The organism is Rhodovarius sp., from assembly GCF_040399605.1.
GTDB lineage: Bacteria > Pseudomonadota > Alphaproteobacteria > Acetobacterales > Acetobacteraceae > Rhodovarius > Rhodovarius crocodyli_A.
On the sequence record NZ_JBBARU010000115.1, the window covers coordinates 1 to 7,626 of the forward strand.

General features: G+C 61.5%; 10 protein-coding genes. All 10 read right to left on the reverse strand.

Annotated features, from left to right (window positions below):
* Positions 1 to 888 precede the first annotated feature (888 nt).
* Positions 889 to 1,227, reverse strand: a complete 339-nt coding sequence (locus ABWP84_RS17520; protein ID WP_353213314.1) for a hypothetical protein — start codon at positions 1,225 to 1,227, stop codon at positions 889 to 891.
* Positions 1,228 to 1,376: 149 nt separating this feature from the next.
* Entirely contained in the window at positions 1,377 to 1,517 is a 141-nt protein-coding gene (locus tag ABWP84_RS17525) for a hypothetical protein (protein ID WP_353213315.1), read from the reverse strand.
* Between the two features lie 28 nt (positions 1,518 to 1,545).
* On the reverse strand, positions 1,546 to 1,884 hold the full coding sequence (locus ABWP84_RS17530) for a hypothetical protein (protein WP_353213314.1): 339 nt from the start codon (positions 1,882 to 1,884) through the stop codon (positions 1,546 to 1,548).
* Positions 1,885 to 2,033: 149 nt separating this feature from the next.
* Positions 2,034 to 2,372, reverse strand: a complete 339-nt coding sequence (locus tag ABWP84_RS17535; RefSeq protein ID WP_353213316.1) for a hypothetical protein — start codon at positions 2,370 to 2,372, stop codon at positions 2,034 to 2,036.
* A gap of 126 nt (positions 2,373 to 2,498) precedes the next feature.
* Positions 2,499 to 3,701, reverse strand: coding sequence for an MFS transporter (locus ABWP84_RS17540; RefSeq protein ID WP_353213317.1), 1,203 nt, complete (start codon positions 3,699 to 3,701; stop codon positions 2,499 to 2,501).
* A 95-nt stretch (positions 3,702 to 3,796) separates the two neighbouring features.
* Positions 3,797 to 4,687 carry a branched-chain amino acid ABC transporter permease gene (locus ABWP84_RS17545; protein ID WP_353213321.1) on the reverse strand — a complete coding sequence of 297 codons (891 nt, stop codon included), beginning with the start codon at positions 4,685 to 4,687 and terminating at the stop codon, positions 3,797 to 3,799.
* A gap of 102 nt (positions 4,688 to 4,789) precedes the next feature.
* Entirely contained in the window at positions 4,790 to 5,671 is an 882-nt protein-coding gene (locus tag ABWP84_RS17550) for a branched-chain amino acid ABC transporter permease (protein WP_353213318.1), read from the reverse strand.
* An 8-nt stretch (positions 5,672 to 5,679) separates the two neighbouring features.
* Positions 5,680 to 5,859, reverse strand: coding sequence for a hypothetical protein (locus tag ABWP84_RS17555; RefSeq protein ID WP_353213319.1), 180 nt, complete (start codon positions 5,857 to 5,859; stop codon positions 5,680 to 5,682).
* A 4-nt stretch (positions 5,860 to 5,863) separates the two neighbouring features.
* Positions 5,864 to 7,084, reverse strand: coding sequence for an ABC transporter substrate-binding protein (locus ABWP84_RS17560; RefSeq protein ID WP_353213322.1), 1,221 nt, complete (start codon positions 7,082 to 7,084; stop codon positions 5,864 to 5,866).
* 106 nt (positions 7,085 to 7,190) lie between these two features.
* On the reverse strand, positions 7,191 to 7,626 hold a 436-nt coding region (locus ABWP84_RS17565), incomplete at its 5' end, for an ABC transporter substrate-binding protein (protein WP_353213320.1).

The window sequence follows — 7,626 nt, forward strand, 5'->3', positions numbered from 1 at the left end:
CTCACCGGTAAAATTCATCAGCTGGGGGCGTCATGAATAATCCGGGCTAGGTGGCGCGGGGGTGAGTATCGGCAAAACACCCTGCAGCACCAGATGAATTTGTTGGCTTGGCGGCGCTGCGCTGCTCGGTGTTGGGATAATGTCACAATTGGGCGAGGGGTCATTAAAGTGATGTCTTAAGAGTTTTCGACGATATCACCGGCGCGACTTGAGTTGGTATTTATAATTTTCAATAAATTGCCACGCGTTGCTGAATATTCAGTAGAGCAATTTGCTGGGCCAAAAGCCTATCATCCTTGTGCCCAAGCCATGGCGGGCCGCCTGGCGAGGTTGGCGCCGCAGCCAAGATTTTACGGGGCAATGATGCGCGAGCGGATCGCGACAATCTGATTGGTGGCACAAATATTCACCCCCTCAACTGCGCTGATGCGCCGTTGGCCCATACCACCTCAAAGTCATTGGCTCCGGCCACCCAGGCGGTAAAAATCCTGGAAAGACCATCGGCCAGAACAGCTCGGCTCAACTGGTCCGCACCCCAATATTGCGTGCTGGGGCCAAAATAGAATTCCTGGATTTTTCGCCAGAATGGTTCACCAGGATAAAACGGGCATCGCATTGCGCGGAAGCATTGCCACCCAAGACGGTGGCAAGGATGCTGGCCAGAAGCATAGGACGAGCAAATGTGTCAGCCCCTTACTCGGGTGCCTTGTTGGGCGTTTGAGAGGCCAAAACAACCGATGGCCACCGCAGGAACGCTGCTGTCTTTCTGCACCGCGCGTCGGCCAAATCGCCGAGGGGGCTCAGAGCGCTCCCCCCTTCCCGACTTAGAGACTTTGTTTATCGGAAAACCTTATCCGCTCAATGGATTCCGTTTGAGCGGATGATGCTCTAGCGGGCGACGATGCCCGAACGGGTCGCCACGATCTGGCTGGTGGCGCAGATATCCACGCTCATCAATTCGGCTGTCTCGCCACCAGCCCACACCACCTTGAAGTCATTCGCACCGGCAACGCGGGCAGAAAAATTCATCGAGCGGCCGGCCGGCAGCACATTCTGCCCCAAACGGTCCTGGCCCCAGTTGGATTGCGCACTGGAGCCAAAATAGAATTCCTGGATCGTCGCGCCGGAATTATTCACCAGCGTGAAGCGGGTATCGCATTGGGCATGGGCGCTGGCGGCAAAGCCTGTGGCGAGGATGCTGGCGAGAAGAATACGACGAATGAACATGACGGACCTTTCTGGAAGACTCATTGCGGATTCTGCCTGGAGCACGGCCACTGATTGTCAACATCATCATAAGCGACATTTTTGCGACAATAAGCGAAAAATTGCCTTGGAGAATCTTCAATCATTACTGCAGCATGAGCTAGGCCGTTTCAACGGGTGATGAGGCCCGATCGGGTGGCCACGATCTGATTGGTGGAGCAGATGTTCACACCCATCAATTGCGCCGAAGCGCCGCCGGCCCAAACAACTTTAAAATCATTGGCGCCGGCAGAGCGGGCTGTGAAATTCATCGTGCGGGCATTTTGAGCGGATGATGCTCTAGCGGGCGACGATGCCCGAACGGGTCGCCACGATCTGGCTGGTGGCGCAGATATCCACGCTCATCAATTCGGCTGTCTCGCCACCAGCCCACACCACCTTGAAGTCATTCGCACCGGCAACGCGGGCAGAAAAATTCATCGAGCGGCCGGCCGGCAGCACATTCTGCCCCAAACGGTCCTGGCCCCAGTTGGATTGCGCACTGGAGCCAAAATAGAATTCCTGGATCGTCGCGCCGGAATTATTCACCAGCGTGAAGCGGGTATCGCATTGGGCATGGGCGCTGGCGGCAAAGCCTGTGGCGAGGATGCTGGCGAGAAGAATACGACGAATGAACATGACGGACCTTTCTGGAAGACTCATTGCGGATTCTGCCTGGAGCACGGCCACTGATTGTCAACATCATCATAAGCGACATTTTTGCGACAATAAGCGAAAAATTGCCTTGGAGAATCTTCAATCATTACTGCAGCATGAGCTAGGCCGTTTCAACGGGTGATGAGGCCCGATCGGGTGGCCACGATCTGATTGGTGGAGCAGATGTTCACACCCATCAATTGCGCCGAAGCGCCGCCGGCCCAAACAACTTTAAAATCATTGGCGCCGGCAGAGCGGGCTGTGAAATTCATCGTGCGGGCATGCGGCAGGACATTCTGCCCCAGCCGGTCTGGGCCCCAGCTGGATTGCGCACTGGAGCCGAAATAGAATTCCTGGATCGTCGAGCCAGAATGATTGACCAGGGTGAAGCGCGTGTCGCATTGCGCCTGGGCGCTTGCGGCAAAGCCTGCGGCGAGGATGGTGGCGAGAAGAACGCGACGGATGCTCATGGCGTGGCCTTCTGGATGCAGCGGTGATGGCTTGGCTTATAGCACAGCAACCGATTGTCAACGCGGCCGGAGATAGCCCAAGCCGCGATCGCAAACCTGGACATCCGAATGCCCTGGCGCATCGCCTCAGGCCAAGGCCCGTTGCGCTGGGGGCCGGCACATCCAATTCAGCACGACGGCGATACCGCCCACCACCACCATCACCGGCCAGAAGGCCGCGAAGCTGCCGGTGAATTGCAGCAGCACCGCCCCCGAGGCGGCGCCCAGAAAGCCGCCAATCTGATGGCTGAAAAAGCACACGCCATACAGCGCGCCCAGATCAGCCGTGCCGAAGCGCCGCGCTATGGCGGCCGAGGTCAGCGGCACTGTCCCCAGCCAGACAAATCCCATCACCGCAGCAAAGACCATGGTGCCCAATTCCGTCGGCGTGGCCATGGCAAAAATGGCAATGGCCAGGGTGCGCAGCAGGTAAATGCCGCCCAGCGCCATCTCCGGGCGCATCCGCCCGCTCAGCCAGCCGCAAAGCCAGGAGCCGGGGATATTGAACAGGCCGATCAGCATCAGCGCCGTCGCCCCCAGCCCAGCCGACATGCCGCAGAGCGCCAAATGGGAGGGCAAATGGGTGGTGAGGAAGGCCAATTGAAAGCCGCAGGCAAAAAATCCGCCGGTCAGCAGGGCGAAATCACGATCCGCCAGCGACATCCGCGCCAGTCCCGGCAATGCGCGCAGCCCGCCCGAGGGTTTGCGGCCGGGCTGGGGGTTCCATTCGATATTGCGCGAGAGCGGAATGATGAGCAGCGAGGCCACCGCCGCCGTGCCCAGCGCCGCCGCCGCGCCATAAGCGCCGGAGAGTTGATAGACCAGCGGCACCATGAAGGCCTGGCCCATCGAACCACCGGCCGAGGCTATGCCGATCAGCTCACCGCGCTTTTCCGGCGGCGCCATGCGGCCGATGGCGGCAAGCGCCATGCCGGTGCCGGCACAGGCCACGCCCAGGCCAGAAAAGAAGCCAATGCCCAGCAGAACCGAGGCATTATTCGGCCATAGCCCCGGAATGCCGCAGCCCAGCAGATAGAAAATACCGCCAAAGGCCATCACCCGCCCGGTGCCGTATTTATCGGCCAGCGAGCCCGCCACCGGCTGCGCCAGGCCCCACATCAGATTATGCAGCGCCACCGCCAGGCCAAAGGCCCAGGGGTCCACCCCATTTTCCATCTGCATGGGCAATAGCAGCAGGCCAAAGGTCTGCCGGGTGCCCATGGCCAGCGAGGCAGTGAAGGCCGCGGAGATCAGGGCAACCCAAAGGGCCTTGCGCGTGTCGGGATTCATGGGATCAGCCTGCCAGCGCCGGTCGTGTCGTCACAACTGCGCGTGATGAAGTGGCCGTCATGCGCGGGGCGCGCAGGTTCGCGCGCCCCAGTCTCTTAAAGCCGAACCTTCAGCAGCCGGCCGATCTCGCCAATCACACCGCGGCGGAAGGCCAGCACGCAAAGCACAAAGATCACGCCCTGGATCACCGTGACCCAGGCGCCGAACTCGGCCAGGTAGTTCTGCATGGTGATGATGATGGCAGCGCCAGCCACCGGGCCGAATAGCGTGCCCAGGCCCCCCACCAGCGACATCAGCACCACCTCGCCCGACATGGACCAGAACACGTCCGTCAATGTGGCGATGCCGAAGACGATTGATTTGGTGCCCCCGGCCACGCCGGAAATGGCGGCCGAGATGACAAAGGCCATCAGCTTATAATCATCCACCCGATAGCCGAGGGAAATGGCGCGGGGCTCATTCTCGCGGATCGCCTTCATCACCTGGCCGAAGGGCGAGTTGATGACGCGGTGGATGAACAGGAAGGCGGCGATGAAAATGCCAGCCACCAGCCAATACATCGACATATCGGCACTCAGGCTGACCGTGCCGAGGAATTTTCCGCGCGGGATGGCCTGGATGCCATCCTCACCATTGGTGAAGGGCGCCTGGACGCAGAAGAAATACACCATCTGCGCCATGGCGAGGGTGATCATGGCGAAGTAAATCCCCTGCCGGCGAATGGCCAGCATGCCGATCAGCCAGCCCAGAATACCAGCGACGAGGCCACCGATCAGGATGGAGACCTCGGGCGTCGCACCCCAGACCTTGGCGGCATGGCCGGCCAGATAGCCACCCATGCCGAAATAGGCGGCATGGCCAAAGGAGAGCAGACCGACATAGCCGATCAGCAGATTGAAGGCGCAGGCGAAGAGCGCGAAGCACAGCACCTTCATCAAAAAGACCGGGTAGAGGAAGAAGGGTGCGACCAGGATGAAACCCAGCATGAGGCCGAAGGTGATGAGCTGCGGGCGGGTAAAGCCCCAGATCACTTCGCGCTCTGCATCAATGCCCTCAAAGGCGCCAGCGGCGGCGGGTGCGGCCATGGTTCAGGCCCTCCCGAAGAGGCCGGCGGGGCGCGCCAGCAGCACAATGGCCATCACCACGAAGATCACGGTCGAGGACGCCTCCGGATAGAACACTTTTGTAAGACCCTCGATCACCCCCAGGCCAAAGCCGGTCAGCACCGAGCCCAGGATGGAGCCCATGCCGCCAATCACGACCACGGCGAAGACGATGATGATGAGGTTGGAACCCATTTGCGGGTTCACCGAATAGATTGGCGCAGCCAGCACGCCAGCAAAGGCCGCAAGGGCCACGCCCGCGCCATAGGTCAGCGTCATCATCCGCGGCACATTGATGCCAAAGGCCTGGACGAGGGCGGGGTTTTCCGTCGCGGCGCGCAGATAGGAGCCTATCTTGGTCTTCTCAATCACCAGCCAAGTCGCGAGGCAGGCGAAGAAGGCCACCACCACCACCCAGCCGCGATATACCGGCATGAACATGAAGCCCAGATCCCAAGCCCCCTGCAATTCCGCCGGAATACGATAGGGCATGCCCGAGGAGCCGAATTCGTTGCGGAACAGCCCTTCGATGATCAGCCCAATGCCGAAGGTGAGCAGCAGGCCATAGAGATGATCGAGCTTATACAGTTTGGCGATCATCAGCCGCTCGAGGATGATGCCGGTGATGCCCACGATGATGGGCGCGAGGAGCAGCGCGCCCCAATAGCCGATGCCGAAAAAATTCAACAGCATCCAGGCGGCGAAAGCCCCCATCATGAACTGCGCGCCATGCGTGAAATTGATCACGTTGAGCATGCCGAAGATCACCGCGAGCCCCAGGGAGAGCAGCGCGTAAAACGCCCCGTTGATCAGGCCGAGAAGCAACTGCCCGAAGAGCAGCGGCGCCGGTATGCCGAAGAAATCCATGTGCTGGTTCAGCTCCGAGTGACGAGGGTGGTGGCGGCAAGTGTGTCATGGTCCCCAGCACCGCGCGATTGCGCGGGGGGCTTCACATCCCGAAGCGGGGCGAGATGGGTAATGCCGCCATCATGGCGGGCACGAAATGGTGCCGCCGCAACCGCGGCGGCGGCGCCACCTAGGTTGCGGCGGCCCATGGGCTTAGCTCCGCACCAGAGAGCAGCCGCCCTCATTGAGCGGGCGGAAGGCCTCTGCCGCCGGGGTGGTCTGCACCAGCTTGTAGTAATCCCAGCGGCCGCGGCTCTCGCGCGGGGACTTCACCTCAAAGAGGTAGGAGGGGCAGAGCTTGCGGCCATCGACGCGGATGGTGCCGGGGCCGAAGGCATCATCATCGCAGGGCATCGCCTTCATGCGGTTGATGACATCCACGCCCGAGGCCTTCGAGGCGGCCACACCCATATCGGCAATCGCCTTGAGGTAATGCAGGGTGCAGGAGTAATTGGCGACAGAGGCCATATTCGGCACCTGGTCGCGCAGGCGCGGGCGCAGCCGCTCGGTCAGCGCGCGGGTGCGGTCATTGAGGTCCCAATAGAAGCTCTCGGTCAGCACCAGGCCCTGGGCGGTCTCGAGGCCGATGGAATGGACATCGGGCAGGAACATCAGCAGCGCGGCGAGCTTGATGCCGCGGCGGGTCACGCCGAATTCGGAGGCCTGCTTGATGCTGTTGATGAGGTCAGCACCCGCATTGGCGAAGCCGATCACCTTCGGCCGCGCGGCCTGGGCCTGGAGCAGGAAGGAGGAGAAATCGGTCGTCGCCGGGAAGGGGTAGCGCACCGCACCCAGCACCCGCCCGCCGGCGGCGCGCACGAAATTGCCGGTGTCACGCTCCAGCGCATGGCCAAAGGCGTAATCGGCGGTGATGAAGTACCAGCTGTCACCGCCCGCGCGCACCATGGCAGCGCCAGTGGACTTGGCCAGCATATAGGTGTCGTACATCCAATGGATGGTGTTGGGGCTGCACTGCGCGCCCGTCAGGTCCGAGGTGGCGGAGCCGGTGTTGAGATAGGCCTTGTTTTTCTCGCGCGCGACGTTGTTGACGGCGAGGCCGACCGAGGAGGTGGGGACGTCGACGATCACATCCACGCCCTGGTCATACCATTGGCGGGCGATATTGGCGCCGACATCGGGGCGGTTCTGGTGGTCGGCGTTGACGACTTCCACGTTGAAGCCACGCTGGCCGAACTCGGCCACCGCCTGCTGGGTGCACATCACGCCATAAGGGCCCGAGAGGTCACGATAGGGGCCGGACTGGTCGTTCAGCACGCCGATGCGGATGGTGTTCGCCGCCTGGGAGCGGGCCGAACGGAAGGGCAGCGCCCCTGCTGCGGCCGCACCCAGAACGGCACGGCGATCAATATTCATCATGGACCTCTACTCCCTGTTGCTAGGGGCGGGCGGTCTTTTGTGCCGCTCTGCCCCCAATGGTTGATAAAGTGGTTGGTAAACCAGTTGTTGTTAAAGACGAAACTCAGCCGCGCGGAAGCGCGCAACCGCCATCGGCCAAGGGCCGGAAGCTATCAGCTGCCGCGGTGGTGCCAAGCAGCTTGCAGTAATCCCAAGGCGCACGGCTTTCAGCCGGCGACTTCACCTCGAAAAGATAGGAGGGGTGCAGCTTGCGCCCATCGGAGCGGATGCGACCGCGGCCGAAGGCATCATCATCGCAAGCTATGGCCTTCATCCGTGCCACAACATCGCGGCCGCTGGATTTGGCCTCGGCCGTCCCCATATCGGCCACCGCCTTGAGGTAATGCAGCACCGCAGCATAGCAGCCCGCCTGAACCATGCGGGGCTTATTGCCGCCCGGCATGGCGCCCAGGCGCTCTGTCAGCGAACGGGTGCGCTCATTGAGATCCCAATAGAAGGTCTCGCTCAGCACCAGGCCCTGAGCGGTCTCCAGCCCCAGG